The sequence below is a fragment of the Acinetobacter piscicola genome (genome assembly GCF_002233755.1).
In the GTDB taxonomy this organism is placed as follows: domain Bacteria; phylum Pseudomonadota; class Gammaproteobacteria; order Pseudomonadales; family Moraxellaceae; genus Acinetobacter; species Acinetobacter piscicola.
The window spans coordinates 88,148-112,969 of the sequence record NZ_KZ268706.1 but is presented as its reverse complement, the minus strand read 5'-3'; the positions used below and the strand labels follow the sequence as shown (position 1 = coordinate 112,969).

Annotated in this window: 23 protein-coding genes; 14 read left to right on the top strand and 9 right to left on the bottom strand. The window is 36.4% G+C overall.

Features of this window, described 5'->3' with window-relative positions:
* The first annotated feature begins 44 nt into the window (after positions 1-44).
* Positions 45-398 carry a YnfA family protein gene (locus tag CDA10_RS03120; RefSeq protein ID WP_089604109.1) on the top strand — a complete coding sequence of 118 codons (354 nt, stop codon included), beginning with the start codon at positions 45-47 and terminating at the stop codon, positions 396-398.
* Positions 399-424: 26 nt separating this feature from the next.
* On the opposite strand, the gene CDA10_RS03115 is transcribed toward CDA10_RS03120, so the two are convergent.
* From CDA10_RS03115 to CDA10_RS03075, 9 genes are all read right to left on the bottom strand, one after another.
* Positions 425-1,498 (bottom strand): hypothetical protein, encoded by a 1,074-nt coding sequence (locus CDA10_RS03115; RefSeq protein ID WP_089604057.1) that lies wholly within the window; start codon positions 1,496-1,498, stop codon positions 425-427.
* 374 nt (positions 1,499-1,872) lie between these two features.
* Positions 1,873-2,355 (bottom strand): lytic transglycosylase domain-containing protein, encoded by a 483-nt coding sequence (locus CDA10_RS03110; protein WP_089604056.1) that lies wholly within the window; start codon positions 2,353-2,355, stop codon positions 1,873-1,875.
* Between the two features lie 231 nt (positions 2,356-2,586).
* Positions 2,587-3,150: a hypothetical protein gene (locus CDA10_RS03105; RefSeq protein WP_089604055.1), complete on the bottom strand. Its 564-nt coding sequence runs from the start codon at positions 3,148-3,150 to the stop codon at positions 2,587-2,589.
* A 26-nt stretch (positions 3,151-3,176) separates the two neighbouring features.
* On the bottom strand, positions 3,177-4,121 hold the full coding sequence (locus CDA10_RS03100) for a phosphatidate cytidylyltransferase (RefSeq protein ID WP_089604054.1): 945 nt from the start codon (positions 4,119-4,121) through the stop codon (positions 3,177-3,179).
* Positions 4,118-4,816 (bottom strand): lysophospholipid acyltransferase family protein, encoded by a 699-nt coding sequence (locus tag CDA10_RS03095; protein WP_089604053.1) that lies wholly within the window; start codon positions 4,814-4,816, stop codon positions 4,118-4,120. Before CDA10_RS03095 ends, CDA10_RS03100 begins: the two co-directional genes overlap by 4 nt.
* 56 nt (positions 4,817-4,872) lie before the next feature.
* Positions 4,873-5,307: a hypothetical protein gene (locus CDA10_RS03090; RefSeq protein WP_089604052.1), complete on the bottom strand. Its 435-nt coding sequence runs from the start codon at positions 5,305-5,307 to the stop codon at positions 4,873-4,875.
* Entirely contained in the window at positions 5,304-6,668 is a 1,365-nt protein-coding gene (locus CDA10_RS03085; RefSeq protein WP_089604108.1) for a phosphatase PAP2/dual specificity phosphatase family protein, read from the bottom strand. Before CDA10_RS03085 ends, CDA10_RS03090 begins: the two co-directional genes overlap by 4 nt.
* Before the next feature lie 516 nt (positions 6,669-7,184).
* Positions 7,185-8,933, bottom strand: coding sequence for a bifunctional alpha/beta hydrolase/class I SAM-dependent methyltransferase (locus tag CDA10_RS03080; RefSeq protein ID WP_089604051.1), 1,749 nt, complete (start codon positions 8,931-8,933; stop codon positions 7,185-7,187).
* A 24-nt stretch (positions 8,934-8,957) separates the two neighbouring features.
* Positions 8,958-9,593, bottom strand: coding sequence for a CDP-alcohol phosphatidyltransferase family protein (locus CDA10_RS03075; protein WP_089604050.1), 636 nt, complete (start codon positions 9,591-9,593; stop codon positions 8,958-8,960).
* 145 nt (positions 9,594-9,738) lie between these two features.
* Between CDA10_RS03075 and ybaK the strand changes: the two genes are divergently transcribed.
* The 13 genes from ybaK (at position 9,739) to CDA10_RS03010 (ending at position 24,815) form a co-directional block, all read left to right on the top strand.
* Entirely contained in the window at positions 9,739-10,206 is a 468-nt protein-coding gene (gene ybaK / locus CDA10_RS03070; protein ID WP_089604049.1) for a Cys-tRNA(Pro) deacylase, read from the top strand.
* Between the two features lie 370 nt (positions 10,207-10,576).
* Entirely contained in the window at positions 10,577-12,361 is a 1,785-nt protein-coding gene (locus CDA10_RS03065) for an IucA/IucC family protein (RefSeq protein WP_089604048.1), read from the top strand.
* Positions 12,354-13,835, top strand: a complete 1,482-nt coding sequence (locus CDA10_RS03060; protein ID WP_089604047.1) for a lysine N(6)-hydroxylase/L-ornithine N(5)-oxygenase family protein — start codon at positions 12,354-12,356, stop codon at positions 13,833-13,835. Before CDA10_RS03065 ends, CDA10_RS03060 begins: the two co-directional genes overlap by 8 nt.
* The gene (locus CDA10_RS03055) at positions 13,832-15,649 is read left to right on the top strand and encodes an IucA/IucC family protein (protein WP_089604046.1); all 1,818 of its coding nucleotides are present in this window, start codon (positions 13,832-13,834) and stop codon (positions 15,647-15,649) included. Before CDA10_RS03060 ends, CDA10_RS03055 begins: the two co-directional genes overlap by 4 nt.
* Positions 15,650-15,682: 33 nt before the next feature.
* Positions 15,683-16,330: a GNAT family N-acetyltransferase gene (locus CDA10_RS03050; protein ID WP_089604045.1), complete on the top strand. Its 648-nt coding sequence runs from the start codon at positions 15,683-15,685 to the stop codon at positions 16,328-16,330.
* Entirely contained in the window at positions 16,327-16,698 is a 372-nt protein-coding gene (locus tag CDA10_RS03045; RefSeq protein WP_089604044.1) for a hypothetical protein, read from the top strand. The genes CDA10_RS03050 and CDA10_RS03045 overlap by 4 nt, the downstream gene beginning before the upstream one ends.
* Complete coding sequence (locus CDA10_RS03040) at positions 16,695-17,945, top strand: MFS transporter (protein WP_089604043.1); 1,251 nt, start codon at positions 16,695-16,697, stop codon at positions 17,943-17,945. Before CDA10_RS03045 ends, CDA10_RS03040 begins: the two co-directional genes overlap by 4 nt.
* Before the next feature lie 9 nt (positions 17,946-17,954).
* Positions 17,955-20,210, top strand: coding sequence for a TonB-dependent receptor (locus CDA10_RS03035; protein ID WP_089604042.1), 2,256 nt, complete (start codon positions 17,955-17,957; stop codon positions 20,208-20,210).
* A gap of 51 nt (positions 20,211-20,261) precedes the next feature.
* Positions 20,262-21,479: an MFS transporter gene (locus tag CDA10_RS03030; RefSeq protein ID WP_089604041.1), complete on the top strand. Its 1,218-nt coding sequence runs from the start codon at positions 20,262-20,264 to the stop codon at positions 21,477-21,479.
* A gap of 322 nt (positions 21,480-21,801) precedes the next feature.
* A complete protein-coding gene (locus CDA10_RS03025; RefSeq protein ID WP_089604040.1) occupies positions 21,802-22,809 on the top strand; it encodes an alpha/beta hydrolase in 1,008 nt (335 codons plus the stop codon).
* Positions 22,810-22,945: 136 nt separating this feature from the next.
* On the top strand, positions 22,946-23,170 hold the full coding sequence (locus CDA10_RS03020) for a hypothetical protein (RefSeq protein WP_089604039.1): 225 nt from the start codon (positions 22,946-22,948) through the stop codon (positions 23,168-23,170).
* A gap of 455 nt (positions 23,171-23,625) precedes the next feature.
* Positions 23,626-23,748: a hypothetical protein gene (locus CDA10_RS17080; protein ID WP_267284012.1), complete on the top strand. Its 123-nt coding sequence runs from the start codon at positions 23,626-23,628 to the stop codon at positions 23,746-23,748.
* 722 nt (positions 23,749-24,470) lie between these two features.
* On the top strand, positions 24,471-24,815 hold the full coding sequence (locus CDA10_RS03010; protein ID WP_089604037.1) for an SMR family transporter: 345 nt from the start codon (positions 24,471-24,473) through the stop codon (positions 24,813-24,815).
* The last annotated feature ends 7 nt before the right edge of the window (positions 24,816-24,822 follow it).

Below are 24,822 nucleotides of genomic sequence, written 5' to 3'. Positions count from 1 at the left end.
AGTTCTACAAAAGTAGAATGAATCAAGGTATCGATTATATTTTTATGGACATTCAACTGACTAAAATGATCACCACATTTTTATTACTTTTAGTGACAGCTATTGCAGAGATTTTAGGTTGTTATTTTCCATATTTAATTCTGAATCAAAATAAAAGCCATTGGTTGTGGATTCCAACGGTTATAAGCCTAGCAGTATTTGTATGGTTATTAACTTTACATCCTGCAGCCTCAGGGCGAATTTATGCGGCTTATGGGGGAATTTATATTTTCACTGCATTGATGTGGTTAAAATTTGTTGATCAAGTGAGTTTAACGCGTTGGGATCTATTTGGTGGCGCCGTGGTCTTAATAGGTGCAGCTTTGATTATATTACAACCACAAGGTTTAGTTCGTTAATCAGTCAATATTCAGCACTCTATATTTTAGGGCTGAACAGCTTCAAGTTGAGTAATTTTACACAGTTTAGGAATTGCTTTACGATATTCCTCATAATCATGTTTATATTGTTTAAACCAAAGTTGATATTCAGCATTTAATTTTAAATTTGCTAGATTAGGTTCTTTTTCCATAGAATCAGGTTCTGTTGTACTTTCATCTGAAATTTCAAGTCGTTTTAAATAATATAAAGCCTGTTCAGATTGTCCAAGTAGGGCATAGAATTCAGCTAGAAATTCATTTTCACGCTGCGAAAGTGTAGATTTTTTCTGTACGATTGCTTCTATTTTCGATTGGTTGTTGATCAACCATTTCTCGGCAGTTTGAGGGTTTTCTGTATTCAAAATTTTATAGTACTGTTGTACAAGAATCAGAAAATTACCGATATCAACATTATCTAACTGTTGTTGTGAATGAGATAAATATTGAAATAGTGGCTTTTTGAGCAAATTCATCAAGCGTTTTTGCTCATTAAAATCAAGATGATGTTTTTGTAAAAGCATCAGCTTGTCACTAAGTACTGCATCGTAGTTTATTTGATGTTCTTTATCTTTTGGGTCAATTTTTATTAATAATGAAAATAATTGTTCAGCTTTAATCAAATTTTCTAAACGTGGTGTTGGATCGGTATTCTTGCGGTAATAAACTGACATTTTTGCATAAAATAATCCTAAATTATTGAGTGCGATTTTATCGTTTGGATCACGTTTTTGTAGTGCGAGATATGCATCCTCAGTTTTTTTCTGATAGGGAATAGATGGCGCTGTACAATGTTGTTCAAGTAAATATTCAGCATATTGTGAGGTGATAATGGCATAATTATGCAAATATACAGAATCGTTATAACTCATATCATTTGATTTTAATAATTTTTGAACATTTTGCTGTGCTTGGTAAATCTGTATTTTAATTTGTGCTTCTATTGCTGATAAATTCTTTGCTTCCATGACTTGATCGGTGAAATCTGTAATTGATTCTATTTCAGTCATTTCAATATCAGCATATAGCGCTGTATTTTGAAGTGAAAGTAATAACACTATGCTTAGGTATTTTATTTTCATGGAGTACCTCTTTTTTATTCTTTACGTGTATAGATCAAAGGACCGAAACCAATCAAAAGACCTAACAAATATGAAATCCCATTTATTTGATTAATCTTATCAGAGAAAGAAAAATAAAAAATTATTGCACCAAGAAATATAAAACTAGAAATAAAAATACACAAATATAATATCGAAAATAATATCAGTAGATATTTATTTGAGCATTTTTCCATATAATCCATAAAAAAACTGTAGGATTTCCTATAACAATACAGATCGTATCTTCCAAAAATAATACCTAAAATTATTCCACACAAAAAACAATATCCAAATAAAGATCTCCTTTATGAACAAATCTATTGTTGAATTATGACTTCACTATATCTCACCTTTTATAAAGCAGACTTCAATTGTTTTTGATGTTTCTTTACTTGTTTTGCATATTTTTTGCCTTGGCGGCGCATTTTCCAACTTGACTCATAATTGCTTGGCCCAACATTATAATAAGCCAAAGCTTTCTTCCAACTGCCCGCAGATTGATTATATTTGGACAAAATCATCGTGCCGCAACGAATATTGGTATATTCATTGTATAAATCACCAGGACACGATTGTTGCCAATAACGAGGCATTACTTGAGTGAGTCCGACAGCACCAGAAGGTGATACAGCATTACTTCGATAGCTTGATTCTTGACGAATGGTTGCAGCGATCAATAATGGATCAACATCAAATTGTTCAGCGCTTTGTACAATCATTGGTGACACACGATTGGCGACATCAGGCGAAATAGAATATGCTTTTTGAATACCTGTTGAGAGCTTTCCAGCACGTTTTTGTATAGAGCCACCACCTAAAGAAGAACAGCCTGTCATAATCAGTATAAGGGAGAATATAGCGGTATTTTTTAATGTGCGGCTGTTTCTTAAAGGGTTGCGAAAATTCAAAATAAAACCAATAACGTGTCGTCTAAATGTGTTTTGATGTTATGTGGCATAAGGCATTGTGTCAATTATAGAAGTTTTATAAAATTATTAAGAGATTAAGTTAATATTTAATCAATTTTTGGTTTCATCACATTCATGATTCTACAAATTTGACGGCTGTTAATTGGCTTTTTTTAACATAATCGCAAGCATTAAATGTAGTGTGTTTTCAGGGCTATATTGAACATCATACGGTTTATTACCATCTTGCGTATAGATCGCATAAATGATCGGAATATTCAGCTTATTCTTATGAATTAGTTTTGAATTTTCTGGGCTCAGTTGTTGAGCGATTTCAGTTAATTTTGATGTATTAATCTCTTGTTTGATCGTTGCTTTGCAAATGTATTGCGCACCTTCGAAACGATCATGAATAATATCGAGAATTGCTTGTGATTCTTGGGTATTCTCAGTTTCTAATTTTTCAATATTCAGTTGTTTAATCTGTTTTAGCTCGATACCCACTATAGATTGGGAATCTTTCTGAACAGGTGTAGAACTTTGCGTTAGGCGTGCTCGCAATTGGTCAATTTTTGAAAGTGGATTGATATTGATCTGATTGGCATATAGCCTTTTAACCGAATCAATCACTTGTTCGTCATGACATGGGCTATTATTGAAAAAACTACAACCTTGTAAGACAAAAGCTAGGCTTAAAAAAGTAAAACTTCTTTCGATTTTCATTTATTTTTTTCCTATGTATCAGCCGATTAACTCCACCAATATCTTAAAATATGAAAGAAAATAGGTGCAGAAAAACAAATAGAATCAATACGATCTAACATTCCACCATGTCCGTGAATGAGTTGCCCCCAATCTTTAACCCCGCGATCACGTTTAATCGCAGACATCACAAGACCGCCAAAGAAGCCAAAGATACAAACCACCAATCCAATACAAGCCGCTTGAACATAGCTAAAAGGCGTTAACCACGCCATTGCAGTACCCAAAGCCGTTGCTAAGAAAATACCACCGAGTAGACCTTCTACAGTTTTAGATGGCGATAAAACAGGTGCAACTTTGTGCTTTCCAAATAATTTACCGCAAACATATTGCAAAACATCAGAGACTTGAACCACCATGATTAACCAGATGGCTAACCAAATTGGTTCACCTTTAAATTCAGGTAATTTCAAATTCAACAAAGCTGGAACATGTGAAATACAGAATACACTGACCATGAGTCCCCATTGAATTTTTGAACTACGCTCTAGAAAATGGGTTGTATCTTCTTGTTTTAAACTGGCAATTGGAATCAACAAAAATACATAGAGTGGAATGAAGATTGAATAAAGCCCATACCAGTCGGTATAAACCAAATAATACTGATAGGGAATAACAAAATAGAATGCAATGAGTAGAGGAAAATAATCGCCACGTCTGGTGGGAAGCAGGCTGATAAATTCACGAAGTGCGAAGAGTGAAATAATTCCGAATAAGACAATAAATGCGGTTTTACCCAATAGAATGGCCGCAGCGATCACGATCAGCATGACCCACCATGCATTGATTCGTGCATTTAAATTATCTATAACCGATGATGGTTGAGCTCCCGCTTTTTGTTTGAGAATAAAACCAACAGTAGATGCAAAAACTAAAATTCCTGCAAAAATAGCAAATAAGAGATAGGTTTTATCAAGATTATTTAACATCATTGATTCTCAACCTCTTTTAATTCTAATAATTGTTTTTGCGCATAATCAATAAAGCTTATTTTATCCATTTCTAAATGTTGCTCTAAAGGACACCCAAAGCATACTGTAGAAAGTAATGGCAGCGGGATAAATGCACCTTTAGGCATGACACGTCTTAAATTGGAAATCCAAACAGGAACAATTTCAATTTCAGGGAATTGTTTGTGCAAATTATACAAACCACTTTTGAAAGGCAGTAATTCAATATCATCATTCAGATTACGCGTACCTTCAGGGAAAAAGATAATAGAATAACCTTGTTCAAGAGCATCTTTCACAGGTTGTAAAGGGTCAGTATTATCTTCTTGATTACGTCGAATCGTTACACCATTGAACGTATCTTTAATTAGAAATTGTCGAAATCCATCTTTAAGCCAATAATCGGAAGCAGCCACAGGCTTGGTTTTTCGACGCATCATTTTAGGTAAAGATGACCAAAGCAAAATAAAATCGATATGACTATTATGATTTGCATAATAAATTCGCTGTTTTGGCACAGGCTGACAACCGATCCATAAACTACGCGCGCCAGTCAGTAGACGTGCGCCACGACGTGTAAAAAATGCAATCAGACGAGCAATAGAACTGCTCGCAAAATGATTTTGAGTTTGCGCTAGTGGTACATTTTTATCGTTCTGAAGCGGAGTTTTATTCATTCTGCAAACCAATTTTATCAATAATTTCAATGGGCTTTCGACCAAAAGAAAAAGGCTTATGGTGTCAATAACTTATAAATTAAGATAATTAAAACAAAATATTGTATGAACAGTAAAGTAATTTGCAGTTTAAACAAACGGTAACAGCCTGTAAAACGTAGAGACCAATCACGACCAGCTTTCGACTCAGGTATGAGTTTAAATTGCATCAATGATTGATCAAACTGCTGCGTTAAGTTTTCGATTGAGACAGTATCAGATTGTTGCGCCATAATTTCAATCAGCTCAGCATCAAATTTCAACCTGAGTGACACGTAATGGTGAATCATCATAATGCCGAAGCTTAGAATAATAAATATCCAAAATTCAAGTGATTGCCAACCTTTAAGTAATATTGCTATAACGGATAATATGAAAGCAATGTAGCCTGAAAATAGTAAACCATTAGTCGCAGATAAAAGTTTAGCCACCACATAAAAATTCATTTTCATGGGGCTAATCCTTTCAATTTTAATTGATAAGTATTGAGGTTTTTGATTTGGACTTCGTTGAGCTTAACCCACGGTCTAGCGGATTGAACAATTTGAATTGCATCATTTACATGCATTGCATGCTGTTGTTGTAACAGCCAAGCACATAAAATAGCGCTACTTCTCGAATAACCTAAGGCACAGAAAATCAATACATTCTGTTGTGACTTCTGCGTTGAAGTTGAATCAATCAATTGGTTAAAAGATTCAACAGCGTGTTGAAGTTGGTCTGCTTGTAAGGGGATTAAGTCTAAACTGGTGTATTGAAAATATGAACTGTCAGGATTCACGGGTAACTCTGCAACACAATCAAATACTGCTTGATATTTTTGAGTTGTGGAATGCGTTGGAATGCGTCCTAAAAAAATGGTTGTATTTTCAAATTTAAAAATTTGGGAATCTTCAGGATGTTTCTTTGTCCAAATTCGACTGTTCAACCATGCAAATATTAAGTAGGGCGCAAATAACATTTTTGCTGCGATGCTCAAGTTACCATCTGCTTGTTTTTGGAAGAAATGTGGTCGAACAAAACCGTAGCTTAACGCTACGCCAAATAGACTGATCGCTGGGTAGAGTAACCATAATCCCCAAGGTTTGAGTTCATATGCCAAGATAAGACAAATCACTGCGCCACAAAGGTAGTAACTGCCTAATTTTAAATGCTTTGGTGTTAAAATTTGCAAGCCATCTTTTTTAAAGGGTGATTTTGCTGTGATTGGAAATAGCCATAGACAGAATGCACCTGCCAATAAACCAGTTGGAATATCGATAAAATGGTGTTGCCATGTGGTAAGTACAGATATTCCAATTAACAATGACCAAATATCGACAAGGTATTTCCAATGACCTGTGCTGTGTCTGCGGAAAAAGTCCCAAAGAATGACCAATAAAACGATATGTAAAGAAGGTGCTTGGTTAAAAGGTTTATCAAACCCCATAAGTACATCAAACCATAGACCAAAGAATCCGTCTAATGGAGGACGTTCAAAACTAAATTTGAGTGGAAAAAGCAGAAAGCAACTGATTGAAATGAGCTGTGCTGTAAATAGCCTAAGCGCATGCTGTTTAAGCTCAAATTTATTCCAACATAACAGCAAAGACAGTCCATAAAATAAGTCAATAGACCAATAGGGCACAATGGTCCATGCCCAAAGCGGAATGTGTTTTTCCCAGTCATAAACAATACTTGGTACATTTAGCAACTGCGATGCGTAGTTATTTGCAAATCCATAAGTGAGAAAGAAAAAGGGTGCAAGGACAACTAAACAAAGGATTCCCCATTTCCAAGTGCCTGTTTGTTTGAGTTGATTATTGAGTATCATATTTTTTGAGTTGATTGTTGGTTTTTGATTTGTTGAAGAAGTATTATTGCTGTGTGTTTCCGTTCGAATATTATATTTGGAATAGTCAGAATTTTTCGGTACTTCATCATCAATTCTTTTGGGTGGAAGATTGTTATCATCAGCAAGAATTTCTTGAATTTTTAAAGATAGTTCAACAGTTTCTGCTTCAATCCATATCATAGAAAAAAGAAAATCATTTCCAATAATGATTTTACTATTGTTTAAAGTGTAAGTGAGGTCAACAAAATCCTCTTTAGGTTCAAAAGGTGGTTCTGAAATAACTTCTAAATGATAATATTTTTTCAAAACTTCAAGAATATGAGTTACGCATTCACGCCATTCATGATTATCCCCACCTAAATCAACATCATAATTGATTCTAAAGGTGTTTTTAGTCCAAAGCGGGAAATTACGCATATCTTCGGGTGTATACATATTCTTCAATCCATTTTTGAATTTTAGATTTACTAATAAAGCATCCTTGCTAAATGTAATTTAAAGTTTCTGTGCGACTGAAACTGTAAAAATTCCAAATTCATCAATACATTGATCTACTTTTTTAAAGCCAGCCGCTTCAACAAGCGCATCCATTTCCGCTTGTGAACGTAAACGCATGACCCATGCATCACCTTCACGATGTGAGGTTAAAGCACGTGCAATAAATTCTTGCTGAGGGTGCCAAATTTGACCTGTATAGATTAAATAACCATCTTTGAGAATGGCTTTACTTAAACCTTCCAGTGACTGTCGAAGTAAGTCATTATCACTAAACAATTCATATAAACCAGAAACCACAGCCAAAGACGGTTTTGGTTTGACTGATGCAAGTGATTGAGTATCAAAGGCATCTGCTTGAACAAATTCAGCGATGTCACTTAAACCACGTTCAGCAATCATTTTTTGCCCAGCTTGGACATTAATATCACTATAATCACGCAGTAAAATCGAGTCTGGGCGTTTAGGTAATTGCGAAACAGCATCGAGAATATAACGACCATGCCCTGAAGCAATATCCATAATTCTGAGTGGTTTACGCTTTTTGATGAGAATGTCAGCGTATTTCTGTACGAGATATTCAATATTCTGTTTACGAACACGGATACCACGCCAACCAATCGCATTGAGATATTGTCGATCTATAATTTTTCCAATTGGATTGCTACTTTCAGTCTGGTTACGATAGACAAAATCTAGTGTGCTGCCTGAATCATAGCCTGTATCTTCACCAATTTTTAAGCCTTTAGATAAATGACTTCCTATTTTCAAATTCTTTTTAGTGATTTCCCAAAATGCATTTTTTATGGATTTTGCAGGCAGTGGTGAACTTAAGTCTTCAGCAATCGCACAACTTGAACCAATTTTATCGGCATTTAACAGATCAGGTGCTTGATATTCCACAGCAAAACATTGCTGAATAAAACGACGAATTTTTTCAGTTGCAATATGACGGTCTTTTTCACCCAAAGTATCGTGAAAGAAGCCATCTAATATATGAAATTCTTTTTTAGGATGCGGTAGTTTTTGATAAAACTGTTGTTGCGGTTTTTGGAAGACCACAAAATCTGAGCCTGAACATAAAACCTGTGTTGGAACAAAGATGTTTTGTGCATCCGCGACAATACGTTTTGAAGCATCGTATAGCCCCAATAACATTCTGACTGAAATCGCTTTGGCAATTTTAGGGTCGGTATCATAGCTCTGCGCACGTTGTTTATCATGCGTGAGCATATTGGCTTTTACATAGCTTTGTATAAAGAAATTGCCACGTAGTTTTGCCATAACTCTTAAGCTTGGTTCAGCAAAAGGCACATACAATTTAATATCAAAAGCAGGAGAGGCTAGGCAGAGTGCACGAATTTTAGGTGCATAATCATGAACCCAAGTTGCAGCTAAAACAGCACCAACACTTTGCGCGACTACAGCGATATTTTCCGCTGAAATTGCATATTGTTGTTCAATATGTTGCACGAAAGATTGAATGTCTTTAACACATGCTGAAAAACTTAATGCATCACCACGCTCGCCAGGCGAATCACCATGACCACGTGCATCCCAAGCGAAGAAATCAAAATCAGGTAAATTGAGTTCGTTGACTAAATGCGCCATACGCCCAGAATGTTCATGTCCACGGTGAAATAGAATGATGGCTTTTTTTGTTGCAGATGGATTAAGGGTTGCCCAATGTTGATAAAACAACGCAGTTCCATCATGACTCGTAAAGGTTTGTTGAGTATTGTTATACATCTGTTTTTACCCTGAATAATAAAATTACGAAACTGTCTTTAAACTATTTTTAATTCGGTTATAAATGGTGAGCGTAAGTAGTAGGCCAATTAGAATCAGTATGCCATTACAAATCCAACTGAGAAGTTGCAAATTTGTACTGATTAGTGGAAATATCACAATAATAACAGCAATTAAACTAAACCAAAAAGCACGATCACTTTTCCCCATTGGGCCATCATAACGGCGTTCTTGACCAATCAGAGGTGCCATTACACCTGTATATTCGCTTAGAAGGGAAAGAAAAACGATAAATAACAATAGTTTTGCATTTATAAAACCAAAGGCAATAAAACAAAGATAGAGTGCTGTATCGGAAATAATGTCACACAATTCATTATAAAAAGCGCCCAAATTGGACTGCTGTTTAAACTCACGTGCCAACATGCCATCAATTGCATTGAATGCCATGCGAATCAGCATCCATAGCGGAAATAGTAATAAAAGCCAAGAAATAGAATGCGTTAAATAATGTTGATACAGAAAATAGCCTAAGCAAATTGAGATAAACATCGCTAATAAAGTGACTTGATTAGCTGTGATTCCCAATTTGAATAATCTTTGCACAAAGGGACGTAATAAATTCTGAAATGCTGGTTTTAATTGATAGATAGAAGGCATCGTTTTAATAAATGTTCGTAATTGTTGAGATTTTAAGCAGATTGCTGATAATTTATCAAGTGCTATAAATAGCCTAAGCAAATTTAAATTTTATTTAAAAAACGCTTATACTTGTCTCTCTAAATACTTTATATCCTAGATCCAAATGACACCTGCTTGCAAAGTTTTGAAATCAAATAAAATCGAATTTTCAATACATGAATACCAACATGACGCCAATGCCAAAAGCTTTGGTTTGGAGGCAGCAGAGAAACTTGGGTTAAAAGTAGATGAAGTATTTAAAACATTGATGGTGACTGATGATAAAAATTATTTTATCGCCGTACTCCCTGTAAATCATCAACTTAATTTAAAAAAAGTTGCCAATGCTTTTGGTTGTAAAAAGTTGCATATGGCAGATCCGAAGGATGCGGAACGTTTAACAGGCTATTTAGTCGGGGGTATTAGTCCACTCGGGCAGAAGAAGCGCTTAAAAACGGCGATTTCTGATAAAGCAGTAGGGCTGACAAAAATGTATATCAGCGGTGGCAAAAGAGGGCTAGATGTCGGGCTACACCCAAATGATTTGGCAAAGGTTTTAAGTGCAGCTTTTGTTGATATTGTAGATGAATAATTGCATGAGTTTTTATTTTTAAGGCGTAAGCTATTAATTTATAATACTTAATATATAGAAATGATTCTAAATAAGTATTTCCCTAATTAAATGAAAAGTTGAATAGTGCAAAATGTGAATCATTCTGAATGTAAATAAAAATAAAAAACTCTGAATTCAATCTGTTAGATATATTTTTAAAACCTTTTTTTCGATTTCTATTGAATTATTAAATGATAATAATTATTATTATCAATATTCTTAGGTTTTACAATCTTCGATCAAGAAACATAAATAAATTTAAAGTGACTGCTCAAGGTTTTGAATTTAATCAATTTATAACTTTTATGGAACAGGCTTATTTTACTCTTTTGTGAAGAGGACTCGTAAGATGCAACAACTAGCCAATCGGTTGGCGATGCAACATTTCATTAATGCTTATACGCAAGAAACTGGCAAAGGTTATTTGCTTAAGCATGATCAACAAAGTTCTCAACAACATGCGTTTAGCCAAGGTTTGACGCTGTTATCCATTCCAATCCACTCTATTCAAGCGCAATGCTATTTCCCTCTATCCTATGTCAGTCGAGTAGGACGTCACCGTTTAGCAGATCTTCCACAGGTGATTATTCACGGACAAATGAAGACTTTAAGCCCTATTACAATTATAGGTCTCCTGCTTGAAGAACTGGTTTTTGAATCTTCGATTCCATTAGATGCTGCTTCATTGGTTGAAAAATGGATTCAAAGTCGGGATGCATTGCAACAATTTTTAGTACAACGTGAAAATGATTTTGATGATCTCGTTAAAGCAGGTCAGAGTTTTATTGAAACTGAACAAGCTTTGATTTTGGGGCATAGCATGCATCCTGCGCCCAAGAGTAGAACAGGCTTTATTCACGAAGATTGGTTAAAGTTCTCTCCTGAACATAAAGGCAAGACACAACTGCATTATTGGTTGGTTCATCAAGACTATATTTCTGAAGGGAGTGCGATTGATGAGAGTATTTCAGCTCAACTCAAAGCTGCTTTACAGTGGTATTTATCTGAACATGATCTCAATCTACTCAAAACTCATACTGAATATAAATTACTGCCTTTACATCCTTGGCAAGCGCGTTACTTACAAAGTAAACCGTGGTTTGAACGTCTTAAACAAACAGGACAACTGATTGATTTAGGGTTGCGTGGCTGGCAATTTTCGCCAACAACATCGATTCGTACACTTGCGAGTTTTAATGCACCTTGGATGGTGAAACCCTCACTTTCAGTGATGATCACCAATTCTATTCGCGTCAATTTAGCCAAAGAATGCCATCGTGGCGAGCTGACGCACCGTTTATGGCACAGCGAATTTGGTCAAAACATTTTAAAACAGTGCCCAAGTTTAAAAGCGGTGAATGATCCAGCGTGGATTGCATTAAAAATTGATGATGAAGTGGTCAATGAAAGTATTTGTATTTTCCGTGATCAGCCATTCCATCCTCAACAGCAAGTCACTTGTATTGCATCCTTATGTCAGGATCATCCAGATAAACCTTTAAATCGTTTTAATGCTTTATTCGCAAAAATTGCAAAAGCACATCATGAAAATCATTTTTCAGAAATCGCTTTGGATTGGTTTAATCGTTTCCTTGACGTCAGTTTGCAACCGTTGATGTATCTATACCATCGCTATGGCATGGCATTTGAATCACATCAGCAGAATGTACTGTTGGAATTAGAAAATCATTTGCCAAAAACCTTGTGGTTACGTGATAACCAAGGTTTCTATTACATTGAAGAATTTGCCACTGAAATTCTGCAAGCCTTACCTGAACTAAAAGAAAAAGCGTTTGCGGTTGGGCCTAAAGATTTTGTGGATGAACGTTTTAGTTATTATTTCTTTGGAAATACCTTGTTTGGCATGATCAATGCGATTGGTGCAACAGGCTATATCACCGAAGATGAATTGCTTGAGCATTTAAAAACTTTCTTACAGGTGCAATTACAGCAATATCCTGATAGCACATTATTGCAGGGGTTATTATTCAATCCAACTTTACCTTATAAAGGTAATTTGCTCACACGTTTGCATGAGTTAGATGAACTGATTGCACCTGTAGAACATCAATCTGTCTATGTACAACTGCCAAATCCGCTGCGTATCTCACAGAAGGATGTCAGTTATGCTTGATTTTATTGGAATTGGTTTAGGACCTTTTAACTTAAGTCTGGCAAGCCTTTTACAGAACAAAAGCTCACTCGATTATGTGTTTTTTGAGCAAAAGGCGCAATTCGATTGGCATGCGGGAATGCAGTTACCGAATACGGTATTACAAGTGCCATTTATGGCGGATTTGGTGTCGATGGTTGATCCAACCAGTCCATTTAGCTTTTTGAATTATCTGCGCCATCAGCAACGTTTATATAAGTTTTACTTTTTAGAACAACCACATATTCCGCGTTGTGAGTATAACCATTACTGCCAATGGGTTGCAGAGCAACTTGATTGTATCGAATACCAATCTCGTGTTCTGAAAATCGAACCTCAAACTATTGGTTTTAAAGTCGTGGTGGAATCGGAGGGTGTTCAGCACAGTTATTTATGCCGTCATCTATTGATTGGAAGCGGTAATGTGCCTTACTTGCCTGAATGCTTGGCCAAAGTGCAGCAACAGCAACCACAAAAATGTCTGCATTCTGCACAATATATGACGCATGCCGATACAGATTTACAAGGCGATGTCGTGGTGCTTGGTTCAGGGCAATCTGCGGCTGAAGTCTTTATTGATCTGTTTGATGAACAGCAAGATGAGGCAAATCATTCATTTGATTTGCATTGGTTTACCCGCTCTCAAGGTTTTTTCCCAATGGAGTATGCACCATTGGGACTGGAGCACTTTAGCCCTGACTATGCGCAGCATTTTTATGATTTGCCAGTCGAGAAAAAAGAGCAGCAATTGCAGCAGCAAGCTTTGTTGTACAAGGGGATCAGTGCAAAAACCATTCGTGAAATCTATCAAAAGTTTTATCATCGCAGCATCGCGGGTCAAAGTTTACAAACACATTTACATAGCCAATGTGATTTGAAAGATGCCGAAGTGTTGGATACACAAAAGATTCGACTGCATTTCCAACATCGTGCCACGGCGCAAAGCTTCCATCTTGATTGTGATTTCCTCGTTGCTGCAACAGGTTATTTCACACCTGACTTTGGTTTTATGCAGTTGCTGAAACCTTATATTGAATTTGATCATAAACAGCGCTGGCAAATTACTGAGGACTATCGGGTTGTACATCATCTGAATGGTCATATTTTTGTTCAAAATCAGGAAATGCATAGTCATGGGGTTGGTACACCAGACTTAGGTCTTGGCGCTTATCGTGCAGCTACGATTATTAATCAATTGGCTGAGCGTCAGATTTATGAGCTTGGGCAACAGGTACAGACTTTCCAGCATTTTGACCTCTCTCAAAATCCTAAAATTTGCATGGCAGATAAAAGAGCCGTTTCAGAAGATTGTCTTTGTGAAAAGACGGCGAGTAAAAACCTTTCGATTTTAAAGACAGCAGAACAGAACACGATAACGACACCTTCAACCAGTCGTGGTGCAGGCACACGCACACAAACTGCTGCTGTATATTCAACTTATGAGAAATTGATATGAACTTTGCAACTTTAAAAATTAATCAGCAGCAATGGCGTGCCGCAGGGCAACGCCTCATTGAAATGGCGATTGCAGAGTTTCTCTATGAAGAAATTATTGAAGTTAAAGCCTTATCAGTAGGACGTTATCAGCTCGATCTCGGCAATCGTCATTATGAATTTCAAGGTCATCAATATCGACTTGGGCACTGGAATATTCAGGAAGGTTCAGTACGTGATGTAAGCAATGGTCAGCAGAGTGATCAACCCGCTTGGAATTTACATGAGTTTATTGTCGCAATGTCTGACAGCTCGAATGTCAAGCCATTCACCAAAGCGTATTTGATTAAGGAAATGAACAATACTTGGTTGGCAGAAGCACATTTGTTCAATGAAACGCGTTTGCCAAGTGCTACGGTTTTAACTGAATCGCATTATAAAGTTGAAGGCATGTTACGCGGTCATCCTTGGCTGATTATGAGTAAGGGGCGTATGGGCTTTGGTTATGATGATTATTTAAGCGCTGCGCCAGAGCTTTCACCAGAAGTCAAAGTATTATGGTTAGCTGTACATCGTGATTTAGCGGAATATCGTAGCACTGAACAATGGGATGCTTGTGCTTTGTATCAACATGAGTTTGATGCAAATGAACTTGAACAATTCATTGATGTTCTAAAAGAAAAAAATCTCGACCCTCAAAATTATTTTTTGATTCCTGTGCATGCTTGGCAATGGCATCAATGGCTCGTTCCAACTTATGCCAATGAAATTGTCGATCAAAAAATTATTGAGTTGAATATTAGCCAAGACAGCTATGTGCCCATGCAGTCTATTCGCACACTATGCAATACATCTAACTTACAACGTCATTACATTAAACTGCCAGTGAGTATTTTTAACACGGCTGTTTATCGTGGATTACCTTCAAAACGTAATCTTGCAGCGCCTGCTGTTACTGCATGGTTAAAGCAAATTCATCAACAAGATCAAGACCTACAAAAAACTGGCGTGATTTTCTTGGGTGAAGTGGCGACCTTAACCATTCATCAACCCTGTTTTGACCGAATTGAAGGTGCACCTTATCAATTTAAAGAACTCTTTGGCTGCTTATGGCGTGAAAGTGTCGATCGCTACGTTGACCCATCACAGCAAGTACTTTCTCAAGCTGCCTTATTACACCGAGATATTTTAGGTCAATCCATCCTTAGTGTACTGATTCAAGCATCAGGTTTAAGCCCTTTAGCTTGGTTAACGCAATTTGCACAAGTCTGTTTAAGTCCGTTATTACTCTGTTTGTATCGCTACGGTTTAGCATTCTCACCACACGGCGAAAACACCATGTTGGTGCATGAAAATGGCGTGCCAAAAGCATTGGTCTTAAAAGACTTCATTGATGATATCAATTTGGTGGATGAAGATTTCCCTGAGTTGGCGCAATTGCCCTCTGAAGCTAATTTGTTATTACGTCATGAAGCCACCGATTTAAGTCATTTCATTTTCACAGGTCTGTTCATGGTGCATTACCGCTATATCTGTAATGTGTTCTTGCAAGATTATCCTGAATATTCAGAACTCGATTTCTGGCAAACCATTTCCAACGCTATCGTTGAGTTTAACCAACAGTATCCTGAATTGGCTGAACGTGCTGAAAAATTTGCCATGTTACGACCAACTTACACCAAGATTTGTTTGAACCGTGTTCGTTTATTTACCACAAGTTATAACGATGAAGCAGAACGTCCTGTTCCTGTTTTCCTAGATCCAATTGCAAACCCAGTGAGTCCAGAGACATTGGCGGAATGGGGCACTCAACAAGCTAAATCTAAAGCTGGCTAAATATTTCTAAGATTGAATAAATAAAGGTCTGATATGAACACAATCTCTCAGCGACTCCCTGATTACTATGAATACCATGAGAATGGGACGCAATATTATTTAAGACAAGTGCAATATCCACAAGATATTCCTTTATTGCATCAATGGATGCATGAGCCACATGTGATTCCACAATGGCAATTGAATAAATCTGAACTGGATTTACAGGTGTATTTCGACAAGATGCTTGCAGATGACCATCAGCGATTATTGATTGTTGGGGTAGATGGTAAAGATGTGGGCTATACCGAGATCTATGAAGGTAAACGGGATCGTTTAGGTCGTTATTACGAGGGTGATGATCACGATCTAGGCTGGCATCTACTTTTTGGCGATAAGTCTGTATTTGGTAAAGGATTTTTGCGTCCAACTATTCGCTTGCTCAGTTTCTATATTTTTGAAAATTCTCAAGCCAAAAAAATTGTGGGTGAACCAGATCATACGGTTAAGCCTTATGCGGCAGTCGTCGAGGAAATGTGCTACGAAAGCCAACGTCTCATTCCAATGGCTGAGAAAACCGCCATGTTGTACTACTGCTTTAGAGAAACTTTTTATAACAAGTTTGGTCAATCGCTCCAAACATCACAGCAATTACAACAACAGCTCGCAGATCAACCAGCCAAAATCCTGAGTGTTACATGAGTTTATCAATCAATGAGATGCACATCTTAGACATGCGCTTTGCCGCGCATGTCTCGGTGGCAGAATTTGAACAATGGTTAGCGCATATCCAACAATATTTCGAACAAAAAAGAAATTTTGTGTTGATTATGCAAACTGAGCTGAATACCGAATTTCCCGAAGAATATCGGGCAATTCAAACGAAATGGTATAAGCAATATAAACCTGATTTTTATCAATATTGTTTGGGATTTGTCCGTATTGCCCAAGATGAAGCAGATCGAATTCGATTGGACACACCAGCTTTGCAAAAAGCGTGGCATGTGCCTTATTTCGTTAGTTTGAACCAAGTCGATGCTGTGCAATGGGCTGTGCAGAGGTGGTTATGAATCAACAATTGAATCATGACAATGCCTTTCCCAATAGAACAGTATCCGCGCTGAGCTTATCGGTTGTGGTGGTACTGTACCTTGCACATGCCTTGCCATTGTATTTTTACAATGTGGCTTTACCTACGATTCTACGCCATCAAGGCGTGGATTTGCGTTGGATTGGGATGTTGTCACTACTGTATATCCCGTGGGCATTTAAGTTTTTTTGGGCACCATTGCTTGATCGCTTTTATTTGAAATCACTGGGTAAACGCAAAACTTGGCTGTTATTCACTCAGATTGCATTGGTCTTGGGCGTGGTGGCTTTGGCATTGACACAGTTTGACTATGGTTTAGGTGTCTTTGTGATTGTGGGTTTATGGATTTCGACTTTTGCTGCAACCCAAGATATTGCGATTGATGGTTATACCGTTGAAACATTTTCCGAGTCTGAATATCGTCTTGGTAGTATGGCGCAAAGTATTGGGGTTGCTTTAGGCAGTATGGTGGGGGGGGCTGGCACTTTATGGTTGTATCAACTCTATGGTTGGCAAACGGCATTGATTGCTTTAGCTGCAATGACAGCACTGACCATGTTGGCTATTTTCCAAATCAAAGAAAGATCGAATACAGAAAAAATTGCCAAGCAAGCACCGAGCCTTATTCGTGCTTTTAAACGCCCTGAAATGTTATGGGCTTTGGCTTTGATTGTCTGTTATCGCGTGGTTGAAGCCCCCGCGATGGCAATGCTCAATCCCATGTTGATTGATCAAAAGTGGTCATTGGCACACATTGGCGTACTGATGTCTGTTGTCGGGGCTGGCGTAGGTTTATTGGCAGCAGTATCCGCAGCATTCTTATTAAAAAAATTAGCAGCAACTCAATTATTGATTTGGGCAGGTTGGGCACGAACTTTGATTTATGCCTTACTTGGGGCTGCTGTCCTACTGAGTTGGTTTGATCAATGGCAAATGTTACTTGGTGTCTTTGTCGTTGTCATTTTAGCTATTCGTTACGTCGCGATGACCGCTTTATATGCTCATTTCATGCAAACCAGTTCTAAGGAGCAAGCAGGAACAGACTTTACGATTTTAGTCTGTTTTGAGCTGCTTGTTTATTTCATTGGCGGAGCGATGTCGGGTTTCTTGGCTAAGGCATTTGGCTATGGAAATTTCTATCTCATTCTCGCAGCCGCATCTGTACTGAGCATCTTGCTCAGTCAAGTTCTAGTTCACAAAGCAAAACAAACGCAACAACATACCTAGGGGTAATTTATGAAAGTTCGTTCACTTTCGACATCATTCACACTTTTGAGCTTAGCCATAAGTACACAGCTTTATGCTCAAACTGTTGAAACAGCACCATCTACTCAAGCAGTTGCTGTAGAAAGTCAAAAAACAGCACAACTTGCACCGATCGTAGTGACAGCAACTCGTTCAGCTCAAAGTATTGCGGAAATTGCAGGGACAGTACAATCAATTGAACAAAAACAAATTGAGCAACAAGCTGCTGCTGGGCGAAAACTTGCAGATATTTTGGCTCAACTCGTTCCTTCACTGAGTCCAAGTAGTGGTACAACCACCAACTATGGTCAAACCATGCGTGGCCGTCAGGTACTGGTTTTGATTGATGGTGTCGCACAAACTGGTTCACGTGATGCTGCTCGTCAACTGAATAGTATCAGCCCAGACTCAATTGAAAAAATTGAAGTGGTTTCAGGTGCGAGTAGCATTTATGGTTCTGGGGCAACAGGCGGTATTATTAATATTATTACCAAAAAAGGTACTAAGGACGGTTTAAGCTTTGAATCAAAAGTTGGCGTGACCTCTGGTGATAATTTTAAAAATGATGCACTTGCTTATGAGGCTTATCAATCAATTGCGTTTAATCAAGGGGACTGGAATGGTTTCTTAGGTGCTGGTTATACCAAACGTGGGGAAATTCAAGACAGTCATGGTCACCGTATTGGACCTGAAATCGCACAAACTGATCGTCAAGACACTGAGACAGTCGATGTAAATGGTCGTTTAAGTTGGCAATTAACAGACAAGCAAAAGTTAAGCTTTGGCGCTCAATATTATGATGATCAACAAGATTCAGAATATGGCCCTGATTATGGAGCAAATTTTGCAGTTTTAAGAGGGAATGCACCAAGTTTAAAAGCGTTAAAAGGTTTCGAGATTGATAATCAACCTTTTACCAAACGTTATGCGGTGAATGCGCAATATCAAAATACGGATGTATTAGGGCAAGAGCTAAACATTGAGACCTATTATCGCAATGAAAAAGCAAGATTTTATCCAACCATTTTAAGCAATTTTATTCCAGCAGGCTATTATTTAGCCTACCAATCAGAATCTGATATTGATGTTGCGGGTGTACGTGCAGCCATTACCTCAAAACTCAATCTTGCTGATCGTGATTTAAAACTGACTTATGGTCTTGATTATGATCATGAGAAAGATAAGCAAACAGCAGATCTTTATAGCTTTACCAATAATGGGTTGAAATATAAAAATACAGGTCGTAGCTATGCTTTTGGTCCAGATGCAACCATTAAAAATTTAGGTGCATTTGTTCAAGGGAATTATGATTTAACTGATGCTTTGAATGTTCAAGCTGGCTTACGTTACCAACGTATTGAAAGTGATACTGGGGCATTTAAACCAACCGTTGCCGCGATTCAAGGAGATATCACGGGTCAGCCTGTAGGTAAGGTTGCAGCAGGTTCAGTCAAACATGACAAAACCTTATTTAATTTAGGTGCAGTTTATAAATTAAATGACCAGCAACAAGTATTTGCTAATTTCTCACAAGGCTTTAGTTTGCCAGATATCCAACGTGTATTACGTGATGTTTCAGCAAGTTATATTGTACGTTCTGAAAATGTAGATCCAATTACCGTCAACAACTATGAGTTGGGTTGGAGAATGCAGAATGATCATGGAGCGAATTTAGGTTTAACCTCGTTCTACAATACATCTGATAAGGTGATTCAGTTTAAAGCCGATCGTTCCGTGACTGTGGCTGACACAGACCAGCGAGTTTATGGCTTAGAAGCAAATGCAAGTATGCCAGTACTCGATCAATTTAATGTTGGTGGAACAGTTTCTTATACTAGAGGTCAATTTAAAGATGCTGCTGGTACTTGGCGAGAGCTAAATGCTTTACAAGTTTCTCCAATCAAGGGAACAGTATTTGGTGAGTGGCAAGATACTCAAGGTAATGGACTACGAGTACAAATGCTTGCAGTCAAAGGTACCGATAAAGCCTATGAAGATGCTCGAGTTGCAAAATATGATGCCAATGTTCGCCCTAATGCTGCGACAAAAATCAAAGGTTATGCTGTGATGGATGTGATTGCCAATGCAAAAGCAGGCCCTGGAACAGTTGGTTTTGGTGTCTATAATGTCTGGAATACAGAATATAAAACGGTATACAGTCAAGCTGCTGAAGCTGTATATGGTGCAATCTCAAGTTTACCTGCACAAGGTCGTACTTATGGTTTGAGCTATACCCTCAAATACTAATTCAATCAAAAGGCATCTTTTTAGATGCCTTTTCTTTTTATGACATTTATTATGCAAAGAAATTTTAAATTATTGGCTTGGGCAACTTTAGCCAACGGCACTTGTTTTTCCATGATTTTGCCTTTGCTTGCACCTTTAATTCGGCAGTTACACTTAACCGAGCTTCAGGGTGGCATGATTGTATCTGCGGGTGCGATTTGTATGGCAATTGCTTCAATTTTTATTGCTAAGCATCAGAAAATACAAACACCATATCAATTGATGAATTATGGTTTTTGGGGAATGACCATTACATGGGCGATTTTTACACTCATCCTTTATTTTGGTATCAATCAAAGTTTAGCTCCTGTCGCAATTTTTATACTTCTTATACTCAGCCGTGCAAGTACAGGGGCATTCATGGCAATGCCACAAATTGGTTTACAAAGTTATGTGATGCAGCATGTCACTGATACAGAACAACGAAGTCAGAAAATGGCAATGTACGGTGCAATGAACAGTTTAGGGATGATCATTGGGCCATTTGTAACTTCTATTTTGTTGCTAGGTGGGATTTTATTGTCAATGTGGGTGGCTGTTATTGTACTGATGATCTTTAGTGTTTTACTGACCGTGTTTTTTCATAAAGATACGATTGCTCAGATTAATTCAATACAACAAAGCTTAAAAGATGAATCAACAGCGTTTTCAATCAAGCCAGCTTTACCGTGGTTAATCCTTGGTTTTAGTACTTATATGGCAATCGTGACTTTGAATATGACAGCAGGATTTTATATTCAGGATCGCTTTCAACTCAACATACAGCAGAGTGCAAGCTACTTTTCTCAGTGTATGTTAATTGTTGGTTTTAGTTTGGTTCTGACTCAGATTATTATCGTAAAAATTGTCAAATTGAGCTTACAAGCCTTGGTAGGCTTAGGGATTACGGCAATGATTGCAGGAATATTATTGTCTTTAAATGCGAATCAGATGATTTATTTCCAAGCGAGTTATGCACTCTATGGCGTCGGCGTTGCATGTCTAATTCCTGCATTCACCACAGGGGCAGCACAATCAGTCAGCCAAAATGCACAAGTTAAAATGGCGAGTTTATGTACCGCAATTCAGGCACTTGGTTTAATTATTGCACCGTTATCCAGTACCTTTTTATACCGTTATGCGATCCATTTACCTTTTTATTTACTCTTGGTCTTAATGCTTACTGTGGGTTTGTATCTGGCTTGGATTTTAGCGAAACAAACGAAGACCGAGCTTAAGTTACAGGTGTGAGAGGGCAGCATGAAAGGGTTGGGCATTTAAAATAGATCCAAATAATCAAATGGTTAGGTGGGTAAATTGTAAAGGTGGATTTTGAAACTAATTATTTTAAATACTAAATATGTGAAATATATCACAAAGTTGAAAAATAATTGAGATGCATGTACATTCGAGCCAAACAGCATGCTTTGATCATTAGATACACCTGTGTTTATGGTTTTGATTAAAGATTTAAATTCGAAGATCAAATTCAAAGAAACGAGTTTTCTTGAATCTATTTGCAGATACAATTTTTTGATTTTATAGCATCTTATTTTAATGATTAGAGGTAAAAATGCGATTACCCAATTTTCTAGGCTGTATTATTTTAATGTTTATGCTTTCAGGTTGCCAAAACGTGCAAACCAATAGCAAAGTTATTGCCACGGCATTTGATACATCAACACATTTTCAACGTATTTTGTTAGATCATTATGCACCTGAAAATGTACAGGTTATGACAAATATAAGTTATCAAAAAGAGCCTCAACTCAGTTTAGATATTTATCAAAGACATGATATACAACAACTTGGGAAACGACCAACGGTTGTTTGGATTCATGGCGGCGGTTGGGTATCTGGTGCAAAAGATAAGGCAAGAGGATATTTCAAATTACTGGCAGCGCAAGGTTATAATGTTGTTTCGGTGCAATATACTTTTGCTCCAGACGCTGTTTATCCGACACAACTTTATCAAATTAATAATGCCTTAGCGTTTATTAGTCAAAATTCAAAACAATATAATATTGATGAAAATCAATTATTTTTGGCAGGGGATTCTGCTGGTGCAAATCTTGCGAGTCATTATGCAGCTTTACTGAGCAACCCTACATTTGCAAGGCAATCAGAATTTTCACCTAAGATTCAAGCCTCTCAGTTGAAAGGGCTGATCTTGCATTGTGGAATTTATGATATGAATGCTTTTGTAAATACCGCACCAGATGAAATTAAGCTGATCGAATGGGGAGTGAATACACTCGTGCAAGCTTATACAGGTAATCAAAAGGACAATACTGAATATTTAAAACGCATTTCTCCTGCACAGCACCTTACTTTGCAATATCCACCGGTATTTATTAGTGGTGGTAATAAAGATTTCCTAACCGATACGCAGTCCATGCCTTTTGTAAAAGCATTACAAGAAAATAAGATTCCTGTTGAAGCAGTATTTTATCCAAACTCAAAAGAATGGTTGGTACATGAGTATCAGTTTTTTTTGATCAATAAAGCCAGCCGAAAGACTTTTGATAAAACGATTCAATTCATAGAAGAATATCGACGCAACGAAAAAAATGCATCATAGTACTTTAAAATTCAATGTTATAGCTGATGAATTTAAGATTTTTTGATTTGCTATAAATAAACAATGATTTTTGCATTGAAACAGAACTGTCATAATAAGATGCTATATCTATATGAAAGTTTAGAGAGTTGTGCAGATGGATATTAGTGTCAAAAAAGTGAATAAGCGTATTGACGAATTTTTAGAATCTGGCCAAAAACCTCAAATATTAGAAATAGGTTATAAAACGTTTTCAAAATTGATGCATGAAGATAAATTCGTAAATGCGTTAAAGAAAGACCAAGATGATCCAATGTTGAGATTTTACAAAGATATCACCATTAAAATGGTGACTGAAAAACATCATTTTGAAGTAAAGTAGCAGCCAAAGTATGGTCAGGATGTGTTGTCTTTTTACATGATTGTTTTCTAATTTTATAAAAGAGCAACATATCCAACGTATTCAAATTGATGTTTTATCTATAATTATATTTTAATAAAAAATTTATCCTTTCAAAGTGTTAAGGTGTATTTCCTTTTAACTATCTTATCAAATAAATCTATATGCATTTTCGCTTATAGGATTCCTAAGAGAAATTAAATTTAAAAAAAATAATTTCAAATCCTTAATTTATATATCAAAAATATTTTATTGCAGTCCTTAAGTTAACTTTTAGATTTCAAAAATAATGCATATTCTCAGAAAAGTTTTTAAAAAAACTTAAAAACATAAAACATGTACTTCATACAAAAGGGCCGCAAAAAGGCCTCAGAAGGACACAGTTAAAGATGTTAGATTGAAATACGAATTTTTATCAGCAAGTAGTAAGGTGATGTATGAAAGTTTTAAAAATTATCGGTGCGAGTCTTTTAGCTGGTTATTGTTATAAGAAAGTGAAAGCGAAAAGAGCACAGATAAAGCATAATAAATCCGAAGTAAGAGAAAATTCGTTAGCATAACTAATGAATATTATTTTAATCTAAATGGAAAGCTTCGTTAAGTACACGGAGTTTTCCTGTGAATATTTAAAGTAGTAGCGAATAGTAAGCGTATAAAAATAATATAATTCACGTTCTTTTTGTTATGTTAAATTTAAGAATGTTTAATTTCATTCATGATTTTTTAATAGAATTTCCTTAAGGAAGAATAAATGTTTTTACCAAGCATTAAATAATAATGATTCTTATTTGTTATTTCGTTGTGTATCGTAATTATAATGTGATTAAAGTTATACGACTAAAGTATAATGACTTTAAGGAAAAATTAATTTTTTTGCTCATTTTTTTTCTAAAAATATTACAAAATAGAATAAAGTATAATAGAATAAATCAGGATTTGTTTGGTGATGTTATATAATGGAAATATTTAAATTTATTAGAAGTTTCAATACGTTGAACACATATTTGTTTTTATCAGTTACGATTTTAATGATGTTAGCTTCATTTTTTTATTTTGTTAACCCCAGCTAATTAAGAAAAATATCCTAAAAGGAGAAATATTGAGTAAATATTTCTCCTTTTTTTATTGGTTTAATCAGTATTTATTTTTTGTATGTCAATTTAAAAAATAATCAATATTGAATACCTTTTAATGATTTAGAAAATTAAGTTTCATTTTTCAATTTGGTTTTTTAAAAATATTGATTTAACATACCATCCAATTGGTATGTTTTGGTGTAATCATGAATTCTCTGCTATTTGCCTATATTTTATTGGGCTTTGCGATTCTGTCAGAAGTGACAGGTTCAACATTCCTTGTTAAATCTGAAGGCTTTACCAAATTGTGGCCGTCCTTGGCTGTTATTGTATTGTTTAGTTTGGCTTTCTATTTATTATCACAGGTCATTAAGGTGATTCCTTTAGGTATTGCTTATGCGATTTGGGCAGGTGTAGGAATTATTCTCACAGCGATTATTGGTTATTTTGTGTTTAAGCAAAGCTTAGATGTAGCGGCAATGATTGGAATTGGATTAATCGTGTCAGGTGTGATGGTGATTAACTTATTTTCAGCTTCAGCAGGACATTAAAGCACAC